Below are 18,923 nucleotides of genomic sequence, written 5' to 3' on the forward strand. Positions count from 1 at the left end.
TCTTATCTCGACTGAACACGGAGAACCCATGAACCCACATCTCGACCGATCACGCCGGCAGCTTCTTGCACGCGGCCTCGCCGCTGCCGTGGCCTTGCCCGCCTTCTCATTGCAGGCGCGCGCACAGGGCCGCCCTGTTCTCAAGGCCGGCGACCAGAAGGGCGGGCTGCGCGCGCTGCTCGAAGCGGCAGGCGGACTCGAGGACCTGGGCTACGACATCCAGTGGTCCGAATTCCCCGCGGCCGCGCCGCTGGCCGAGGCCCTGAATGCCGCGGCGGTCGATTCCGGCCCCATCGGCGATGCGCCGCTCATCTTTGCGCTTGCGGCCGGCACGCGCGTCAAGGCCATCGGCGCGAACCGTTCGGATTCCTACGGCACCGCAGTGCTGGTGCGGCCCGATTCACCGCTCAAGACTGCGGCCGATCTCAGGGGCAGGAGCATCGCGACCAACCGCGGCTCCATCGGCCACTACGTCACGCTCAAGGCCATCACCGCGGCCGGCCTGAAGCCCGACGAGGTCAACATCCGCTTCCTCGCGCCGGCCGACGCCAAGCTCGCGCTCACGCAGGGTTCGGTCGATGCCTGGGCCACCTGGGAGCCCTACACCGCGCTGGCCGAGGTCAGCCGCCATGCGCGCGTGCTCGTGAGCGGGCGCGGGTTGCTGCCGGGGCTCAGCTACCTCGCGGCCACCGATGCAGCCATTGTCGCCAAGCGGCCGGTGCTGCAGGACTTTCTGCAGCGCGTGGTGAAGGCCCAGCTCTGGTCGTACCGCAACGTCGATGCCTACTCGGCCGCGCTGGCGCGCATCATCGGCATTCCGCCCGAGGCGGCGAAGCTGCAGTTCGAGCGCCGCCAGCAGAAGTGGGTGCCCATCGATGCGCAGGTCATTGCCGACCAGCAGGGCACGGCGGATTTCTATCGCCAGGTGGGGCTCATCAAGCAGCCGCTCGATGTGAAGGGCACGTTCGACACGGGGTTTGGCGTGGCGGGCTGAGCAAGAAGCGCAGAGCCGCGTGCGGCATTCGCACAGATACGTCCGGCGCGCGGAGCATGCGCGGTCGCTTCACGCCTTGCGCGACATTGCTTCTTGCACAGCCTCGGGCGTTCCCCAGTGCTGCAGGAACTCGATCTCGTCGGCCTTGCTCAGCTTGCCTTGTGCCCGGTAGACGAGAGCCGTCATCACGGCGCCTGTCTGCACCGGCTTGTCTTCCGGCTCTCCTATGCCCGAATCGCTTTGCCATTCCTTCGGGAATGCCGGCCACGAACAGGTGACCTGGCTGAGCATGTGATAGGCGGTTTCCATGACTCCGGGACGTTGCTCCAGCTTGTACTGGCGGACACTGGGCTTGCCGCAATAGGTCGTGTGCTCTTGGCCTATTCGCTCGGGAATGCCCTCATGGCCAGGACCGTATTCCATGTAGCGACGGATGTACTCCCACAGCGGCGCCGCGTCCTGCTGCATGGGCAGCGTGGGGCCAACGAAGATGGCGTCTTCGCCCTGGGCGTGCGGATCGGCAGCGTCGAAGGGTCGGTGGTAGAGGATGAGCGAGTAGTACGCGGCCTTTCCAGGCGCTCCATTCTTTCTGGCCAGCAAGTCATAGCCGTCCATGTCGACGATGGCACGCAGGCGATCCCAGTCGAAGACGGCGTTGCCACCGCAACCTCGTGGTCTCAGCAGGTAGACCTTGCGCGTCACCCGATTGAAGCGGATGCGGCCTCGTGCATAGGTGAAGAAGCACGTGCGTACGCCCATGATGTCGAACCACAGCCAGAGCAAGACACAGCAGCCGAGGGACACGGGGAAAAGCAGCAGCCAACCGAACCATAGATCGGCTGAAGTAGCCACATTTTCGCTGGTACCCCAAAACAGCAGTACGCGGTCAAAAACAATGGGGTGTAGAGAAAAGCCGTAGAACCCCCAGAAAATCAACAGGCATGGAAGCAGAACGAAAACTGTTCCGATACTTGCTTTCCATTGCCGTTCCCACCCCGAGTTGCACAACTCCAGGTAAGTTTCGTTCTGCGCGTAGATGCACCGCCCTGCTGGCAAGGCAGCATTACTGAGTTCTACAGGCTCGACAGGCTTCAACAGCCTCTTGCTGCCGTCAGCCTGCACGCACCTGCGCCCCTCCTCAATCGAACGTCTGCGTGCACGCTGATAGACATGCTCATTTGGGAACATCCTGTAATTCCTGGTGGTCCGATTGCAATTCAGATCGCAGGTTGGCGAGCCTTCTGCAGTGCTTCTTGTAGGTTGGTGTGAATCGGAGCTTGTTCTTGTTCAGTGGACGATCTGCCCAATTGATGCATTCATCTTCCAGTGCAGTCGACAGCAGAAAGTTTCGGTGTTCACTCCTCGCGTGACTTCGCTTCTCGCAGCGCCTCGGGCGTTCCCCAGTGCTGCAGGAATTCGATCTCGTCGGCCTTGCTCAGCTTGCCTTGTGCCCGGTAAACGAGAGCCGTCATCACAGCGCCCGTCTGCACCGGCTTGTCTTCCGGTTCGCCCATGCCTGAATCGCTTTGCCATTCCTTCGGGAACGCAGGCCACGAGCATGTCACTTGGCTCATCATGTGGAAGCTCGTCTCCATGAAACCCGGCTTCTGCTCCAACCAGTACTGGCGCGCGTCGGGCTTGCCGCAATAGGTGGTGTAGTCCGGATGCAGGTAGCGGGCGATGCCCTTGTAGGTGGAAGAGGCGTCGGCGGGCACGTGATCGACGGTGGGGCCGACTTCCATGTATTGGCGGATGTACTCCCACAGAGACGCCGCCTCTTGCGGACCCGACAGCCCTGGGCCGACGAAGATGCAGTCTTCGCCCTCGGCGCTCGGATCGGCCGGATTGAAGGGCGGGTGGTAAAGCGCCAGCGCCTTGATGGTCTGCTTGGCGCCTGCGCTGGAGCCTTCGGGTTCGAACAATGCGACCAGGCGCTCCCAGTCCAGCACCACGTTGCCGCCGCAGTAGACAGGCCGCAACACATACACCTTGCGGGTGAGCCGGTTGAAGCGGATGCGCCCCCGGGCATGGGTGAAGAAGCAGGTGCGCATGCCCATGTAGTGGAACCACGCGAAGATCATGAAGGCGCTGGCCAATGCAAGGGGAAATAGCAAGAGCCAGCCGAGCCACAGATCCGTTGACGAAACACGATCACTTCTCACGAAGAAGAAGATGATCTGATTGAACAGCAATGGGTGAATGGCCAATCCATACCACATCCATATCAGCACGAGAGCCGGCAGGAGGACATAGAGATTCCCCATTCCGGCACGCCACTGCAAATCCCACCCCGGGTTGCACAGTTCCAGATATGCATCGTTCTGGGCGTAGGCAGCCCGACCTGGCATCTCGATACCGCGCGCACCGGAGCGCTGGGTCGGCCAGTGTTTTTGCCCTTGCAGGTTGAGGTGGGCGCGGCCTTTTTCGGGGGAGCGGCGCCTGGCCAACCAGTAGCTGTTTTCGCGAACGAACATGAAGGGTTCTCAAGTGGGGTGCAGTTCGGCCTGCACGCTACTTGCCGTGCTACCTCGGCGCCTTGCACGGCCAGCGCAATGGCTCTTCGGGGCCGATGCCGCTCTCGCGACGTTTCTGGCCACAGTCGCTGTTCCATTCTTCGGGGAACGTGGGCCAGTAGCACAGCCGCTCGGCCAGGCTGTGCAGCGGCGCCCACAGGAAGTTCGTCGCGTAGTTGGTGAAGGTCGCACCCGAGGTGCCCTTGCCGATGATGTCGTCGCGCATGTGCGAGCCATGCATGACAGTTTCTTCCAGATGCTCGCCAGGGCCACTGAATCCTTTGCGTAGCCACTCGTGCTCGGAAGGTCTGGGTACGGCATCCATGCCTTCCTCCATGAAGGCTCGGATGTATTGCCACAAAGCCTCGCCGCTGCCGCTGGGACCAACCCAGAGTATGTCTTCTCCCTTGCGCTCGGGATCGTTGGCATTCAGCGGGGGCCAATACAACAGTAGATTGCTGTCCAGTCCAGCCGAGCGCAGGCGCTCTTCACGCGCCACCTCGCTCGCTGCGAGTTGTTCGGCCGTCCAGGACTTTGGCGGGGCCCACCGAACATGTGCCTGCACGCGGTCCCAGTCGAGGATGACATTGCCGCCGTACTTCTTCGGGCGCAGTGCGTAGACCTTGCGGGTGGTTCGATTGAAGCGGTAACGGGCGCGCAGGCTGGTGAAGAAGGCTGGAGCAAACAGGTAGGGCCATGCCAAGAAGTACAACAGGCAGAACACCAAGAGGAACATTCCAAACATCGCACCAGCGAACCAAGCGGGGTCTGTTCCGAGAATTGCACTGACAGCTACGTATAAAGGTAGGGCAAGGACGAAGGCGAAAAGGAAAAAAAGCAATGAGCTGAGCGAACGTTTTTCCTCTTCCGCATTGCTTAGCTCAATGAAATGCTCGTTGAAGTCGAACAACGAGCGCATTCCGTAGAGTTGAGGCCGTGCGAGTTTCTGCTGCTCGATCTTTTCCTTTCTCGTAAGCTTTGGCTCACTCTCCCGGCGAGGTGCCATGCCCTCATGGATCCCGTACAGCCGCGTGTATTGGTTAATGTCCGCAAAGTACGCGAGCGCTTGAGGTGTACCTCTGCTGCGTTGCTCCTGTCGATAACCGCTCTCTGAAAGAAACATGTGGTCGCCGTTCGTCAGTCCATATCTGCAATCGCATTGGCGAGCTGATTGAGCATGAATTGCTCGCTGTTATGCGGAATCTTTTTGCTGTCGGCTTTCCGGAAAGGTTCGGCCATGAGCCAGTCGATCCACTCTTTTTCCTTCATCTTCTCGATGGCATAGCTGAGCGCCAATGTGGCAGCGCCTGTCACGAGATTGATGCGAGTGCACCAAAGAACGACCTTCACATTCTTGAGATTATGAGCGCTCAAAAGTACTGATCCGATGGTTGTGCCACCAACAATGGCACGGCCATAGTAGGCGAGAGCGAGGAGATGATTTTCTTCTCGACGCGCCGCTCCACCATCAATCGCATCCCAAACCACCCCCACAACCGCAGCAGACGCAACCCAGTGCGCCGCACCGATCTTCAGCATGCGCAGTTCATTGTCCAATGCCGTCACCAGATTTGCCCGCGCGGCCAGCGGCGTTTCGGCTTTGATCGCCTCGTAGACGTTCTTTTCGTAGTAGTCGGATCGCCAACTCTTCCAGGTTCCCATCGCGCCGGCCAGTGCCCCTGCGCTCTGGCTGCCCGCCCTCGGATCATCGCCACGCTCGCTCGCGCGACCGAAGGTCGGGATCAGGCTCATGATCTCCAGGCCCCCGACCACCGACGGAATGCGCATGTTCTTCACTGCGTTGTCTGCACCCAGCGCCAACGCCCGATCCACCCGGGCTTGCATCTTCTCGCCCTTGTGGTCGTAGTGCCGCTTCCACGCTCGTCCGCCCGGCCTGGGATTGTGTTTGTTGCTGTAGACCACCTGCCTTCCCTCGGCATGCAGTTTCTCGTCCAGCAGGCGCTGCTCCGCTCGCACAAACTCAATCGCCTTGTCGCCCAGGCCGTGCGAGAGCAACACGATCTGCCCTTTGGCGAGGTTCAGCTCCATCGCCGAAGCACCCAACTTCTGGGCCGCCCGCACCACCGCAATTCCCCACACCGAATGAACATTCTTCGCGGCCGTCTCGGCGATCTTCTGCAGTGACTGAATCTTCTGCATCGTGCCGGCTCCGGGGTCGACGAGCTTGGACGCTTCTTTGATCAGCGTCTGGCTACCCTTGAGCGTCTTCGGGATCTTCTCCAGCGCCGCCGCCATCGCGGCCCAGGCCCGCTGCTGGCGCGCGCTCTCTTCTGCCGTTTCCGCATCCGCCACCTCGGTGGCCGGCGGCAGCGTGTCCTTCAGTGTGTCCAGCACGCGCAGCAACTCCTGTGAGATCGCCTCGTTGTTCAGCGTCGCCATGCGCCACACGAGGTTCTTCGGTTCGTCCTTGAACAACTGGAGATCGGCATACCACTTGCGCCCGCGCGGGCTGCTGTCCATGGTTTCCAGAATGGCGCACAACTGGCCCGCGCAGCGCGCGCCATCGCGGGTTTCGATGCCGCTCGGCTTGCGGTCGTAGCGCCCCAGTGTCTTGACCAGGAATGCATCGCACTGGAGCCAAGCGATCAGGTCCTCGCTCATCTTGTCCATGCACTTGTCGCGCTCCTTGATCTGCGCCATGTGATCAGCGTCGAAATCCTTGAGCCTGGCCTCATCGACATGCGCAAGCGTCGTCTTGAGCGCGGCTTCGGATTCCGCATCGCTGATGAGCCTACGGTCCGATTCACGCGCGGCAATTTCTCCCTCCAGCGCTTCCCGGCGCTGCGCCCGCATCGCCTCGACGGACATCTCGGCATAGGTCCCGTCCTTTTGCCGGACCATCGTCGTGCTCACGGGGTAGGCGCGGCGCTGGCCCAGGACGTCGTGCACGCTCTTCAGGCGGTCCGTTTCGGCGTCATACATGCCCATGGCCTTCTTGTAGAGGGCTCCGCGCACGGTCTTGATGCTCTCGCTGGCTGCGTGCTTCCATGCATTCGTCACGGTCGCGTTGCCGGGGTCCGAAGCATCGACCTCCTTGAGCCACTGCACATACGGCATGGCGGCGGTGAGATGGTGCAGGCTGAGTTCCTGGGCAATGCCGATGGGGTCGTCGCATGCGACGACGGCGCCCTTGTGCTGCGTCAGGAACTCGGCCATCTTTCGCAGCCGGGGGCCATGCGCGTCCTTGTAGAGCGGGCCGGTGATGCGTGCGATGTAGGGGCCAATCGCCATGCCGGTGACGGGGCCTGTGTCGGTGACGGCCACGCTGCCGTCGGCGCGGCGCGTCTCGTTGCGCACCTTCTCGAAATGCCGGCCGGTCCGTGCCTCCTCGTAGGTGCCCCATTCGCGCTCGGCGCCGTGCACACCCATGAGTCCGTAATGCTGTTCGCTGCCCACGGTCTGTACGGCTGTGTCCTTCAGCGCCGAAAACTCCATCACCTGGCTGTTGAGCTGTCCCGGTTGGCAGGTGTCCTTCTGGCTCGTGTTGCCGCCCAGCCACCCTGCGACATCGAACTTCTGCATGTAGGTGTCGCGCTGGGGCTCGATGTGCTCGAACAGGTGCTTGGGCACGACCGGGTCCGGGTGGAACATGTAGTGCAGCTCGGTGACGTTCTTCGCGTCCGCCACCCACACCATGGAGGCGTTGGCGCCGCGCACTTCCATTTCGCAGGCCGGGTTCGACTTGGCAGCCTCCGGAAACCCGACGTCGAACTGCGCCAGGTAGCCGTGGGGGTGCACGATGTAGGCAAGCCACTCGGGGTGGGCCTTGCATACGTTCTGAATCCGCACGTACAGGTAGCCCGGCCGCAGCATGCGCACGCCGTAGAGCGCCGTGCGCATGGCCACGCCGCCGGGCTGGGCCTGGAAATTTCCCGTGGGCTGCAACTGCTTGAGCGCAGCGAGCCCCTGCTCCTGCGCGCTGAAGGCGGCGGCATAACGGGTAAACAGGATCGGCAGGCCCTTGCGATCGCAGTTTCGGCAGGGGGTGGCGCAAGGCATGGACTTCAGTCTCTTCGCGAAGTGTTGGGGTTGGTCGAGATCGAGAAGGCTTGCTCGGCTTCATGCAGTGCGCTGGCAAAGCCAGGTGAAGCAACGCGGCTGTTGGCCGGCTGGTTCGTGTGATCGCGTGCCGGATGCATCAGGGCGAGCGCCTGCCGCAGCACGGCCGCATCGCGGGGCGCCGACCAGTCGCGTGCGATGAGTCGGTCATCGTAGTGGTGTGCCCTCCATGACGCGTCGACGAATTCGGATAGATCCGATTCCTGGGTCAATCCCAATGCAGCCCCTTGGCGAAGGAGGCGGGTCATCGTTTCTCCATCGGGTTGGCGTCGAATGGGAATTCGTCGCGAAGCCATGCTCAACCACAGCCGCGTACCTGTCGTCGCACTGTGCGCCGCATGCCATTGATCGAGGCGCAAAAGATGGCGCATGGTTTCGTGCCGTGGCTCTCGAGTCGCTGCCTGGGACAGGACCGGCCGGGTGGCAATGAACCATTCGGGCGAGTCTGCGCCACTGCCGGTAGGTACTTCTCCACCCGTGGCGAATGCCTCCTCGTATGACCAAGGCCGCCAGGGTTGGCTCAATGCCCACCACCCTGTCACTGGTCCGAGCCACTGCAAGCGCTGCTCGTCATCGAGCAGCGGCCACACGCGCTGCATGACGCGTGCATCCTGGTAGCGGAAAAGTTTGTCTTTGCCGTCGGCGGGCGAGGTCTGAAAGCCGAGGCGGGTCCAGTGCATTGCAATGCTCGCAGGCGTTGACGGACTGAAGACGACGGCGCACAACATCTGGTCCACCAGGCGGCGCTCGCTCTGCAGCCGTGCTGCGGCCAGCGCGAGTTCTATCGTGTGCAGGACAGCCTGGGTACTGGCATCGAGCGCATCGGCTACCCAGCCTTCAGGCAGTGGCACGAGGGTGGGCGCGGCTTCGGGACGTCCGCGGTAGATCTCGTCGGGGACGTCGACTCGTTCATCGGCCAACAGCGGATGGTGCTCCTGCAGGTGCTCGGCGAGCGGATTGTCTCGCCACCGTTCGAGCACCAGGAAGGCCGACAATGGTGGGGCGACGGAGGCTTGCGCAGGCGACCCCTGCGTCTGCGCCCTGGCAAAGCCTTTTTGCAAGCTGCGCAGCAGAAGCGAGGCATCCGGGTGCACGGGCAACACGCTAGCCATCAACGCGAGGCCGATGCGCCGCCCGCGGCGCCGCTGTCCTGCAGGTCGCACTTGGCTTCGTAACCCTTGGACGTTGGAAGGCTCTTCGGCCCCACCATCGAATGCGAAGCCGCATGCGCACGCCACACCCCATTGGTGCCGCTCTCGATGCCGTCCGCACTCCACCGGGTGTAGCTGGAGCCGCCGTTGATCAGCACCTCGTCCCGGGCCGTGATGGTGATGCGGTTGGCCTCCATCTTGATGTTGAGCTTGGCCAGCGCATGGATGCTGGCCTTCATGGCCGTGATGTCGATGTCGGCCTTCGCCGCCGTCACGCGGATGCCGGCCTTGGCGGCGGACAGGCGCACCGCCTCCTTGGCGCTCACCAGGAAGCTGTTGCCGGCAGCAATGCTGGTGTGCGCGCCGCTCGTGAGGGCCGTGTGCTCGCCGCTCACGAGATGGGTGCTGCCGGCCGTGGTGGCCTGGATGCCCGCGGGGCTGGCCAAGGTCAGGTGCGGCTCCTGGAATTCGGGGAAGAGGCCGTGCGCCTTGTCGCCGCCGCTGCCCGCGATGGCGTCGTTCTGTGCCTTGAGTGCCTTGGCCACCTCGTCCTGGTCGCCGGCCTCGTGCGCCTTGGCCGCCTGCGCGGCCTGGCCCAGGCTCTCGTGCAGGTCGCGCCCCTGCGTGAGCCGGGCGGTGGTCTCGGCCACGTCGGTGATGTGGCCCTGGGCGTTGGGCCGCGCCTCGGTGCTCAGCAGCAGGCCCTGGCCGGCGCGCAGGGCGCCATGGCCGTCGGTGCGCAGCTCGGCCCCCTGGCCGCGGTCGTCCTTGCGGCCCGTGACGTCGTCGAGGCGGCCGATGTGGCCCAGGCTCAGGCTGCTGCTCTGGTGGTCGCTCTTGAGCTGGGCCTGCACCTTGCCCGTGGAATCGTCCAGCGCCAGGTGGTTGCTGCGCCCGCCGCCCAATTCGCGGCTGCGCAGGCCCGTGAGCTGCTTTTGCTGGGGCAGCTGCCAGGCCGGCATCTCGTCGGCGTTGTGCACCCGGCCGGTGACGATCGGATGGTCGGGGTCGCCGCTCAGGAAATCGACGATCACCTCCTGCCCGATGCGCGGCAAGGCGGCCGCGCCGAAAGTGGCGCCGGCCCAGGATGTGGACACGCGCACCCAGCAGCTCGAATGCTCGTTGTGCTGGCCGATACGGTCCCAGTGGAACTGCACCTTGATGCGGCCGTAGCGGTCGGTCCAGATCTCCTCGCCCGCGGGGCCCACCACCATCGCCGTCTGCGGCCCCTCGGTCCAGGGCTTGGGCGTGCTGCGTTGCGGGCGCCAGGCGTAGCTCGTGGGCTGGGCCTCGAAGGCGAAGCGCTGCACCGAGCCTTCGGAGGCATCCACCCCTTCGCTGGCCTGCAGGTTCTCCTGCAGCTCGTAGTCGACGGCCAGCAGCAGGTGCTGGCGGTTCTGGTCGTCGCGCGGGTGGTGCGTGAGCCTGAAGAGGTGGCCCGGGGCCAGGTCGCGCCGGTTGGAACGGCCGCTGGCGCGGCTGCGTTCGCTCAGCTGCTCCTCGGTGCGGATGCGCGCGTAGGTCTCGCCGTCCTCGTGCTGGGTGAAACCGCCGGGCCATTGGTAGCGCTCGAAATCGTCGTGGTCGTGCCCGGGCGGCATTTGCCGCAGGCTCGTGAGGTCGGCCCGGGGCTTCTCGAAGTCGTGGTCGTCGGTGTAGTAGTGGCCGGGGCGCACTTCGTCCGAGGACGTCCATTCGGTGATGCGCTCACTGGCCTCCAGCCCGCCGGTCATGCCGGACTTCTCGTGCGGGTGGTAGCGCACGGCCTCGCCGCCGGGCAAGGGGGCATGGGCGCTGGCGATGTCGTCGGCGAAGACCAGCACCTGCTGCCCGGCCTCGTGGCGAAACCAGTAGTAGATGCCTTCGTGTTCGCACAGGCGCGCGATGAAGTCGAAGTCGCTCTCGTGGTACTGCACGCAGTAGGTCCAGGCGCGGTAGCTGCGGTGGAGCTTCTGCTCGAGCGGGTGGCCGTAGCGTCCGAGCACGGCCGCAACGATCTCGGGCACGGTCTGGTCCTGGAAGATGCGGAAGTCGCTGCGGCGCGTGGCGAGCCACAGCCACGGTCGCAGGCGCATGCCGTAGAAGGCCTGGCGGTCGTCCTGTCGCGCAAGGCCAAAGCGGGTGACGAGGCCGCCCAGGTGGCGCACGCTGCCGCTCTCGGTTTGCATGGCGACGGTGGCGGGCTGGCCCAGCAGGGCGTTCGCGTCGATGGCGTTGTGGCGCCCGAGCAGTTCGAGGTCGAAGGCGTACAGCTGGCTGAGCGCCTCGCGCCCCGCCAGGCGATGGAATTGCAGGGCTTCGCCCAGCGGCGTCTGGAGGGTGACGCGGCGGCTCACGGATTGCATCTCCACGGGATCGACAAGATCGCCGGGGACGCGACGGACGATGTCGCAATGGCGTTTTTCACGCGGACTCCCTGCAGACTTTTTGTTGATTACTTTTTGCTTAAGAGAGCGATATGGCCGCTCTCGATGCGTCGTCGTGCGCTGCGACAAGACGTTTCAAGCGACCGCAATTATGCGATTTCAATGCGTGGCAAGGCGCGAGTCTTCTTTCGCTTTTGGGGGATTTTGTTGCAGTTGCACCAGCGATTTGAATTGCGCAGCAATTGCACTCATACGACGTATGTAGTCAATGGATTTCGGCCGCACTTTTTATTTAAACGAAAGAACTCCTAGCCGCGCTCCACTGCACGCGCCAGCTGCGACAGCCGCTTGACCAGCGGCTCGAAAAGTTCCGCTGAAGTGTTGCCATAGCCCAGCACCAGCCCGTTGTCCGAAGGCCGCGGCCGGATCGCAAAGCCCGACAGCGCAGCGGGCGCGAGCCGGTAGCGCAGCGCATCGGCCGCGATGCGGCGGTCGTCGAAGCGCGGCGGCAGCCGCACCGTGAGGTGCAGCCCGCAATGGCCGCCGTCGATCTCGTGCGGCACCTTGAAATGCCTGTCGAGCGCCGCCCGCAGCGCCTGTTGCCGGTCGCGATAGAGGCGCCGCATGCGGCCCAGGTGCCGGCTGAACTGGCCGCTCTCGATGAAGTCGGCCATCGCGAGCTGCACGTGGCGGTGCCCGCCGCGCAGCATCTCCTCGAGCGGCTTCTGCACCGCGGCCATGAGCGGCGCGGGCAGCACCACGAAGCCCAGCCGCAGCGACGGAAACATCGTCTTGCTGAAGGTGCCCACGTAGAGCACCGGCGCGTCGTCCACCAGGCCCTGCATCGCGCCGATGGGTTCGCCGGTGTGGCGGAACTCGCTGTCGTAGTCGTCCTCGATGATCCACGCGCCATGCCGGCGCGCCTGCGCGATCAGCGCCAGGCGGCGCGCGATGCTCAGCACCGCACCGGCCGGGTACTGGTGCGAAGGCGTGGTGTAGACCAGCCGGGGCGGGTGCTTCTGCCAGTCGCGTTCGCTTGTGCACAGGCCTTCGGCGTCGACGCGCATCGGCACGATGCGCATGTCGCCGGCGTGCATGGCCGCCTTTGCGCCGCGGTAGCCGGGGTCTTCGACCCAGCCGGTGTCGCCGGGGTTCGACAGCAGCCGCACGCACAGCGAAATGGCTTCCTGCGCACCCTCGGCCATCACGACCTGGTGCGGCTCGCAGCGCACGCCGCGCGCAATCGCCAGGTGCCGCGCGATGGCCGCGCGCAGCGGTGGTTCGCCCAGCGGATCGCCATAGCCGAGCGTGGCGGGGCTGGCATTGCGGATCGCGCGGTCGATCGCGCGCCGCCATGCGGCCGCGGGAAAGTGCGAGAGCGCGGGCATGCCGGGCCTCAAGGCCGCGTCCATCTCGGCGCGGGGCGTGCCGGGCTGGATGCGGACGAGCCGCTGCGCCGCGGCCGGTGCGGCACCGGATCTGGCGGGGCGCAGGGACTTTGCTGGCGGGGCCAGCTCGGTCACGCGCGTGCCCTTTCGATCGGGCTGAACATAGCCTTCGGCCGCCAGGTGCTCGTAGGCCGCAGTGACGGTGTTGCGGGAAATCGAGAGTGCCTCGGCCAGCGCGCGCGAACCGGGCAGCCGGCTGCCCGGCGCCAGGCCGCCGCCGAGAATGGCGCGCTTCAGGCGCTCGTGCAGCTGGCGCTGCATCGGGCCGGCCTCGCGCTCCTTGGCCAGAGGGGATTCGAACAGTGCCGCGGCGGCAAGATGGGGCTGGTTGCTCATGAGCGAAAACGTGGCACCATGAAATTGAACGAGCGTGGTGCTTCCGGTGGAGCCACGCAGGGCGTACTTTATCGTTCCCCGGCACTGCCGCCTCATTGCTTCCGAAAGCCTCCCATGTCAGCTCGCCACAACGAATACGGCCAACCCATCGGTCCCCTGGTGCCCGGATGGACGCCGCGCTCCCTGCCGCCGCGCCGCCCCATCGCAGGCCGGTGCTGCGTGCTCGAACCGCTCGACGCCGCCAGGCACGCCGACGACCTCCACGCGGCCTACGCGCAGGCGCCCGACGGCCGCGACTGGACCTATCTGTTCGTCGAGCGGCCCATTGATCCTGCGGGCACCCGGGCCCACATCGAACGCGCCGCACAGAGCGCCGATCCGATGCACTTCGCGGTGATCGACCGGCACAGCGGCCGCGCCGTCGGCACGCTCGCACTGATGCGCATCGACCCGGTCCACGGCGCGATCGAGGTCGGCAGCGTCACTTTTTCTCCGCTGCTGAAGCAGACGCCGATGTCGACCGAAGCGCAGTACCTGCTGATGAAGCTGGCCTTCGACGAACTCGGCTATCGGCGCTACGAATGGAAGTGCGACAACTTCAACGAGCCTTCGAAGCGCGCGGCCGCGCGCCTGGGGTTCCAGTTCGAAGGCGTCTTCCGGCAGGCGATCGTCTACAAGGGCCGCAGCCGCGACACCGCATGGTTCTCGATCACCGATGCCGAATGGCCGATGCTGCGCACGGCCTTCGAGCGCTGGCTTGCCCCCGAGAACTTCGATGCCGAGGGCCGGCAGCGCATGGCGCTCGACCGCTTCCGGCTGCCGCGCGCCTGAGGCCGCTCAGTCCGGCTTGCCGGGCTTTTGCGCCTGCTCGCACTTCACCTGGATCAGCTCGCGTTCATCGAGCGTCGCGCCAATGCGCACCGCGCTGAGGCAGCCGCCCCAGACGCAGCCGGTGTCGGTGGAGAGCAGGTCGGGCCGCGAGAGCCAGCCCAGCGTGGACCAGTGGCCGAAGGCGATGGTGGCATTGGCGGTCTTGCGGCCGGGCACGTCGAACCAGGGCATGAAGCCCTCGGGGCCGGGCAGCATGCCGTCCTTGCTCTCGAACTCCATCACGCCCTCGGCGGTGCAGAAGCGCAGCCGCGTGAGCGCATTCACGATGGCGCGCAGCCGCGCGCTGCCGGTGAGCGTGCCGCTCCACTGCGCGGGCTCGTTGCCGTACATGCCGAGCAGGAATTCGCCCAGCGCCGGGCCGCGCAGCACCGATTCGACCTCCGACGCCAGCGCGAGCGTGTCGCCGACCGTCCACTGCGGCAGCACGCCGGCATGCACCATGAGCAGGTCGCCGCCATCGATCTGCATGTGCAGCGCCATGTGCTGCTGGCGCACCCATTCGAGCATGGCTTCGCTGTCGGGCGCTTCGAGCAGGCCGGCCAGCGTGTCCTTGCGGCTGGACTTGCGCGCGCCGTGCGCCACGCCCAGCAGGTGCAGGTCGTGGTTGCCGAGCAGGCTCAGCGCCGAGGCGCCGTAGCCCTGCACGCGCCGCAGCACGGCGGCCGAGTCGGGGCCCCTGTTGACCAGGTCGCCCAGCAGCACGAGGGTGTCGCGGCTGGGTGAAAAACCGATCTTGTCGAGCAGTTTCTGAAGGGCGGCGTCGCAGCCCTGGATATCTCCGATCAAGTAAAGTGCCATGTCCTCATTTTCACCCCCCGTTCATGGATGTTCTCCTGCTGGCCTTGCTGACCACGCTGAATGCGTTGTTTGCGATGTCCGAAATGGCCCTTTCAACCAGCCGGCGTGCGCGCCTGGCAGCACTGGCCGAAACGGGCGATGCCGGGGCGGAGGCCGCGCTCCGGCTGATGGAGGAGCCGACCCACTTCCTGTCGACGGTTCAGATCGGCATCACCTCGATCGGCATGCTCAGCGGTATCGTGGGCGAGGCCGCCTTTGCGGAGCCGCTCTCGGTCTGGATGGAGAGCCTGGGCATGGGCCGCGGCACCGCCAGCGTGGTGTCCACTGCGGTGGTGGTGACCTGCATCACCTTCTTCACCATCATCTTCGGCGAGCTGGTGCCCAAGCGCATCGGCCAGCTCTACCCGGAGCCCGTGGCGCGCTGGGTGTCGCGCCCGATGCGCGGGCTGGCCAAGGGCGCCAAGCCGTTCGTGTGGCTGCTCGCGAGCGCTACCGCTGCCGTGCTGAAGCTGCTGCGCATCGACGCCAACGCCGCGCGCTCCATGACCGAGGAAGAAATCTCGGCCAGCCTGGAAGAGGGCGTGGACGCCGGCGTGATCGAGCAGCACGAGCACCAGATGGTGCGCAACGTGTTCCACCTGGACGACCGCCGGCTGTCGTCGCTGATGATCCCGCGGGCCGACATCGAATGGCTCGACGCCTCCGACACCGTGGCCGAGGCGTTGCAGAAGGTGGCCGACGCGGGCGCGCTCAACCTGGTGCATTCCTGGTATCCGGTGTGCCGCAATTCGCTCGACGACGTGGTCGGCGTGATCAGCGTGGCGCACCTGCTGCGGCTCGGCACCGGCCATGACGGCGTTCTCGGCCAGGAGGCCGCGCCGGCCGTGTTCGTGCCCGAGACGCTCACCGGCATGGAGCTGCTCGAACAGTTCCGCGAACGCGGCGGCCGGCTGGTGTTCGTGGTCGACGAATACGGCGTGGTGCAGGGCCTCATGACACCGCGCGACATGCTCGAAGCCATCACCGGCGAACTGCAGCCGGGCACCTTGACCGATGCCTGGGCGCGCGAACGGCCCGACGGCGTGTGGGAGCTCGACGGGCTGATGCCGGTGTCGGAGCTGCGCGCACGGCTCGGCATCCGCGAGCTGCCGGAGGAGGAGCGCGGGCGCTACAACACCGTGGCCGGCCTGCTGATGGCAGTCTCGGGCCACCTGCCCAAGACCGGCGAAGTCATCGACTGCGCGGGCTGGCATTTCGAGATTGCCGCGCTCGAGGGGCGCCGCATCGACCGGGTGCTGGCCACGGCCGACAAGTCGGCGTCGACGAACGGCTAGAGCCCGTTCACCTCATCAGAAATCAGAAGTCCACACACCATGAACCCCACCGAAGACATCTACACCGAGCCCAACGCCGATCCTGACACGCTCGCCAATCTCGGGCCGCTGCGCGCCATGGCGGGCATCTGGGAGGGCAGCCGCGGCGTGGACGTCAAGCCCAAGCGCGAAGGCCCCAAGACGCAGGTCTACGTCGAGCGCTACGAGCTGCAGCCGATCGATCCGCAGACCAACGGCCCCCAGCTGCTGTACGGCCTGCGCTACCACACCTACATCCACAAGCCCGGCCTGACCAAGATGTACCACGACCAGGTGGGCTACTGGCTCTGGGAGCCGGCCACCGGCACGGTGCTGCACACGCTGGCCATTCCGCGCGGTCAGGTGGCCATGGCCAGCGGCCATGCCAAGGCGGACGACACGCGCTTCACGCTGAGCGCCGAGCGCGGCAGCCTGGTGAACGGCATCGTGTCGAACCCCTTCATCGAGCACGCGTTCACCACGCTGGCGTGGAACATCACGGTGACCATCAACGCCGACGGCACCTGGTCCTACGACCAGGACACGGTGATGCAGATCCAGGGCCGGGCCGAGCCCTTCCATCACACCGACCGCAACACGCTGACGCGCGTCGAGGGGCCGGGGCGCAATCCGCTGGCCATGCCCGACGCGCCGGCCGCCGTGGCCGTGCAGAAAAAGTAGCGGCGAAGGCGCCCGCCGGGCGCCCCGCACTCACCAGCGGATCTTCAGGCCCACGCTGCCGTTCAGGCCGCTCTTCACGCGCGCGCCGCTGCCCGAGGCCCAGAACTTGCCGACCTCGCCATACAGGCTCATGCTTTGTGTGAGCTGCAGCGTGGCGCCGGCCGCCAGTTCGGTGCTGGTGCCGCCGGTGCGCGTGGCAATGTCGGTATAGGCCGCGGGGCCGATGAAGCGCGTGACGTCCGTGCCGCTGCTGCTGCGGTAGAGGTTCAGCCGCGCATAGGGCTGCAGCGGGCCGGCGCTGGTGGTCATCTCGCCCTTGACCCGCACGCCGGCGCGCACCAGCCAGCCGCTGTGGCTGTGCTGCTGCACCACGGCGCCGATGATGCCGGCGTCGTCCAGGCTCACGCGCTGATGCACCAGCTGCAGCTGCGGCTCGACGATCCACTCCGGCGAGATGTGGAATCCCTGGCCCACCTCGACGGAAGCCAGCAGGCTGTGGCCCTTGCCCGAGCCGGCCGAACCCAGCGTCGTGGCCGCTGTGTAGCGGTGGCGCCCTGCCTGCAGCACGCCGTCCACGTACAGGCCGCTGTCGTTCTTCCAGGTGGCGTAGGCGCCCAGGTACTGGCTGCGCAGGTCGCTGGAGCCGACCCCATAGCCCTGCACGCCGCGGGCAAAGCCGGTCACGCGCATGTCGCCCTCGAGCTGGCCGACATAGATGCCGACGCGCCAGTGGGGATCGGCCCACAGGTCGTTGCCGGCCTGGAAGCCCGTGAGGCGCCCCTTGCTGGTGGGGCTCACGGTGCCGGCCTGGGCGATGGTGCGGTCCATGCTGATGATGCGGGCCCAGCCCTGGCGGTAGCCCTGCTCGGGCGTGGCCGTGGCGAGGCCGGCCGCGCCGTCGTCGCCCACGCGCTGGTGGAGGTTGCCCACCATCGCCAGGTTGGACTGGCGGAACTGCTCGGGCAGCGCCGCGTACAGCGGGACTTCGGCACGGTAGGTGGGCACCGTCACGCCCGCAGGCGGGGAGCCGCCATCGCTGCTTCGCGGGGGGCCGCCATCGTCCGGTGCAGGTGCAGGTGCAGGTGCAGGTGCAGGCGCAGGTGCAGGTGCAGGCGCAGGCGGTGCAGGCGGTGCAGGTGGCGCAGGCGGTGCAGGCGGCGCAGGTGGTGCAGGCGGCGCAGGTGGCGGTGGGGGTGGCGGAGGAGGAGGAGGAGGAGGAGGAGGAGGAGGAGGAGGAGGAGGAGGCGGCGCGACGATGACGCCGGAGCGCAGGTACCAGTTCTCGCCGGCGCCGCTGGCGTCGGCGGCGTGCAGCCGGTACTCGTAGGCGCCGGCGTCGACGTGGCCGCCCGCCAGGCGGAAGGCGTCGCGGGTGGTCTGCGCCGTGGTGGTGGCGCCGTTCATCGCGGTCACCACCTCGATGCCGTTGCCGCTGGTCAGTGCGCCCAGGCCGCCCAGGTTGGTGATCTGGATGTTGGTGGTGCCGCTGGCAATCGCGGTGCAGCCGCTGAGGATCAGCCGGTCGCTCAGACTGGCGCTGGTGCCCAGCGCGGTGCCCAGGCGCAGCGTGCCGTCGTTGCCTACCCAGGGGCCCTGTACGGTGAGCGTGGCGCCGGGCGTGCCGCTTAACAGCGAGACGATGCCGCTGTTGGCCATCGATGCGATGGTCTGGCTGTGGCCCGCCAGGTCGAGCGTGGCGCCCGCGTTGACCGTGAAGGCGCTCGCGCTGCTGAGGGTGCCGGCCGCGCCGGCGCGCAAGGTGCCGGCCGCGACGTTGGTGGCGCCGGTGTTCGTGTTGGCGCCGCTCAGGGTGAGCGTGCCCGCGCCGACCTTCACCAGGTCGCCGGCGCCCGAGATCGGGCCCGACCAGCCCATGCCGTGGCCGTTGGTGTCGATGGTGCCCGTGCCTCCCAGCAGCAGTGCGTTGTCCAGGCTCAGGCCGTCGGCTCCGGCGATCACGCTGGCGCTGGCACCGCTTCCGATGGCAATGGCGCCCAGCATCGATGAGCCCGTGTTTACGGTCAGGCTGTTGCTGCCGCCGGTGAATGCCACGGCCGGTGCGCGCGTGGCGCCGTCGCCGCCGAGCCCGCCAGAAATGGTGCCGCTGTTGCTGATGTTCAGGTTGGCGCCCGCGATGCCGGCGCCGCCGGTGCCGTGCGCGCCGCTTGCGCCGCCGTTGCTGTTGGCCCCGCCGGTGCCGCCCGCGCCACCGGCGATGGTGCCGCTGTTGGCAATCGCCGCGCCGCTGCCGGAGGAGAGAAGGCCCACGCCGCCGTCGCCGCCGCTGCCGGGCGCACCGGTGCCGCCCAGGCC

The 18,923-nt window shown here is 66.3% G+C and carries 13 protein-coding genes; 4 read left to right on the forward strand and 9 right to left on the reverse strand.

Annotation, left to right across the window (positions count from 1 at the left end):
- Positions 1 to 28: 28 nt before the first annotated feature.
- A complete protein-coding gene (locus tag IB278_RS03640; RefSeq protein ID WP_192322622.1) occupies positions 29 to 994 on the forward strand; it encodes an ABC transporter substrate-binding protein in 966 nt (321 codons plus the stop codon).
- Positions 995 to 1,063: 69 nt separating this feature from the next.
- On the opposite strand, the gene IB278_RS03645 is transcribed toward IB278_RS03640, so the two are convergent.
- The 7 genes from IB278_RS03645 to IB278_RS03675 form a co-directional block, all read right to left on the reverse strand.
- On the reverse strand, positions 1,064 to 2,116 hold the full coding sequence (locus tag IB278_RS03645) for a DUF6708 domain-containing protein (protein ID WP_307697571.1): 1,053 nt from the start codon (positions 2,114 to 2,116) through the stop codon (positions 1,064 to 1,066).
- Between the two features lie 233 nt (positions 2,117 to 2,349).
- On the reverse strand, positions 2,350 to 3,468 hold the full coding sequence (locus tag IB278_RS03650) for a DUF6708 domain-containing protein (protein WP_192322624.1): 1,119 nt from the start codon (positions 3,466 to 3,468) through the stop codon (positions 2,350 to 2,352).
- Between the two features lie 49 nt (positions 3,469 to 3,517).
- On the reverse strand, positions 3,518 to 4,630 hold the full coding sequence (locus tag IB278_RS03655) for an MFS transporter (RefSeq protein WP_145745247.1): 1,113 nt from the start codon (positions 4,628 to 4,630) through the stop codon (positions 3,518 to 3,520).
- 14 nt (positions 4,631 to 4,644) lie between these two features.
- A complete protein-coding gene (locus tag IB278_RS03660) occupies positions 4,645 to 7,527 on the reverse strand; it encodes a T6SS effector BTH_I2691 family protein (RefSeq protein WP_145745246.1) in 2,883 nt (960 codons plus the stop codon).
- Positions 7,528 to 7,532: 5 nt separating this feature from the next.
- The gene (locus tag IB278_RS03665) at positions 7,533 to 8,699 is read right to left on the reverse strand and encodes a DUF4123 domain-containing protein (RefSeq protein WP_145745244.1); all 1,167 of its coding nucleotides are present in this window, start codon (positions 8,697 to 8,699) and stop codon (positions 7,533 to 7,535) included.
- Positions 8,699 to 11,074, reverse strand: coding sequence for a type VI secretion system Vgr family protein (locus IB278_RS03670; protein WP_192322625.1), 2,376 nt, complete (start codon positions 11,072 to 11,074; stop codon positions 8,699 to 8,701). The genes IB278_RS03665 and IB278_RS03670 overlap by 1 nt, the downstream gene beginning before the upstream one ends.
- 338 nt (positions 11,075 to 11,412) lie before the next feature.
- A complete protein-coding gene (locus IB278_RS03675) occupies positions 11,413 to 12,888 on the reverse strand; it encodes a PLP-dependent aminotransferase family protein (protein ID WP_192322626.1) in 1,476 nt (491 codons plus the stop codon).
- A gap of 114 nt (positions 12,889 to 13,002) precedes the next feature.
- Here IB278_RS03675 and IB278_RS03680 point away from each other — a divergent pair, with 114 nt between their 5' ends.
- The gene (locus IB278_RS03680; RefSeq protein ID WP_192322627.1) at positions 13,003 to 13,719 is read left to right on the forward strand and encodes a GNAT family N-acetyltransferase; all 717 of its coding nucleotides are present in this window, start codon (positions 13,003 to 13,005) and stop codon (positions 13,717 to 13,719) included.
- 6 nt (positions 13,720 to 13,725) lie between these two features.
- Here IB278_RS03680 and IB278_RS03685 read toward each other — a convergent pair whose 3' ends face one another.
- Complete coding sequence (locus IB278_RS03685) at positions 13,726 to 14,577, reverse strand: symmetrical bis(5'-nucleosyl)-tetraphosphatase (RefSeq protein ID WP_145747532.1); 852 nt, start codon at positions 14,575 to 14,577, stop codon at positions 13,726 to 13,728.
- Between the two features lie 23 nt (positions 14,578 to 14,600).
- Between IB278_RS03685 and IB278_RS03690 the strand changes: the two genes are divergently transcribed.
- Entirely contained in the window at positions 14,601 to 15,911 is a 1,311-nt protein-coding gene (locus IB278_RS03690) for a hemolysin family protein (protein WP_145747531.1), read from the forward strand.
- Positions 15,912 to 15,950: 39 nt separating this feature from the next.
- Positions 15,951 to 16,610: an FABP family protein gene (locus IB278_RS03695; RefSeq protein WP_145747530.1), complete on the forward strand. Its 660-nt coding sequence runs from the start codon at positions 15,951 to 15,953 to the stop codon at positions 16,608 to 16,610.
- A 30-nt stretch (positions 16,611 to 16,640) separates the two neighbouring features.
- Here the strand turns inward: IB278_RS03695 and IB278_RS03700 are convergent.
- Positions 16,641 to 18,923, reverse strand: a 2,283-nt coding sequence (locus IB278_RS03700) for an autotransporter outer membrane beta-barrel domain-containing protein (RefSeq protein ID WP_192322628.1), incomplete at its 5' end; no start/stop codon positions are given.

This window comes from Variovorax sp. VRV01 (assembly GCF_014852545.1).
GTDB classification, from domain to species: domain Bacteria; phylum Pseudomonadota; class Gammaproteobacteria; order Burkholderiales; family Burkholderiaceae_C; genus Variovorax; species Variovorax beijingensis_A.